Source organism: Phenylobacterium sp. 58.2.17 (genome assembly GCF_026411515.1).
Taxonomy (GTDB): Bacteria; Pseudomonadota; Alphaproteobacteria; order Caulobacterales; family Caulobacteraceae; genus Phenylobacterium.
The window spans coordinates 1-1,348 of record NZ_JAPMTQ010000098.1 but is presented as its reverse complement, the minus strand read 5'-3'; the positions used below and the strand labels follow the sequence as shown (position 1 = coordinate 1,348).

Here is a 1,348-nt window from a genome sequence, read left to right as displayed (position 1 = left end):
TGGCCCTTACAGGGTGGGCTACACACGTGCTACAATGGCGACTACAGAGGGTTGCAAGCCAGCGATGGTGAGCCAATCCCAAAAAGTCGTCTCAGTTCGGATTGCACTCTGCAACTCGAGTGCATGAAGTCGGAATCGCTAGTAATCGCGGATCAGCATGCCGCGGTGAATACGTTCCCGGGCCTTGTACACACCGCCCGTCACACCATGGGAGTTGGTTCTACCCGAAGGCGATGCGCTAACCGCAAGGAGGCAGTCGACCACGGTAGGGTCAGCGACTGGGGTGAAGTCGTAACAAGGTAGCCGTAGGGGAACCTGCGGCTGGATCACCTCCTTTCTAAGGATGAACCTCCAGAGCCTCACGCTCTATTGGTTCGTTCACAGACACTATGCAGGTAGCAGAGTGTCGCCGTCTTCGTTTCTCTTTCCGCATGACACTGCAGCCGATGAGGTTGTGGTGCGATCGCGTATCTGGGCCCGCTGTATTAGCGCTGGCTTGGATGTGCCGCTTCAAGGGCCTGTAGCTCAGTTGGTTAGAGCACACGCCTGATAAGCGTGAGGTCGGCAGTTCGAGTCTGCCTGGGCCCACCACACTTCGTGTGATCCTCGGGCGGACAGGTCGACGACAAGCTCCCAAGCGGGCGCGGCTTCAAGAGGGGCCATAGCTCAGTTGGTAGAGCGCGTGCTTTGCAAGCATGAGGTCGTCGGTTCGATCCCGTCTGGCTCCACCAGAAGCGGCTTAGCGATCGTAAGGAAACAAGGTTTCCGGTCAGGTTTCGACCTGGTCGGCGAATGACATTGTGAATTGAAGGGTTTGCCCGGCTTCCCCTGAAGCTTGTAGGGCCGACTTGAGAAGACATCATAAAACAAAGCGCATGTGTGGGCGTGATCCGGCTAGTTCGTACAGCTGGATCCAAACCGTCCCCACGCATGAGTTTTGCTGAGAACGATCAAGCGCATAAGGGCTTCTGACGGATGCCTTGGCATTGAGAGGCGATGAAAGACGTGGCACGCTGCGATAAGGTCCGGGGAGGCGCGAGCACCCTTTGATCCGGACATTTCTGAATGGGGAAACCCACCTTTACAGCCTGCGAATGTGATCTCCAGCTTCGGCTGGGGTTCAGGTTCGTTGGTTGTTCAAAGGTATAATGACCTGAATACATAGGGTTCATTAAGCAAACCCGGGGAACTGAAACATCTCAGTACCCGGAGGAAAGGACATCAACCGAGACTCCCGTAGTAGTGGCGAGCGAACCGGGACCAGGCCAGTGCTGTCGTGACATAAAGCCGAATGACTTGGAAAAGTCGGCCATAGCGGGTGATAGCCCCGTAGGCGTCAATTAGCGAC

The 1,348-nt window shown here is 56.0% G+C and carries 2 tRNA genes and 2 rRNA genes; all 4 read left to right on the top strand.

Features of this window, described 5'->3' with window-relative positions:
- Positions 1-337: ribosomal RNA gene (locus tag OUA97_RS23185) — 16S ribosomal RNA — on the top strand; the annotation flags it as partial.
- A 177-nt stretch (positions 338-514) separates the two neighbouring features.
- Positions 515-591 (top strand) — tRNA-Ile (locus tag OUA97_RS23180).
- Between the two features lie 64 nt (positions 592-655).
- Positions 656-731 (top strand) — tRNA-Ala (locus tag OUA97_RS23175).
- Between the two features lie 217 nt (positions 732-948).
- Positions 949-1,348 (top strand): 23S ribosomal RNA (locus OUA97_RS23170); the annotation flags it as partial.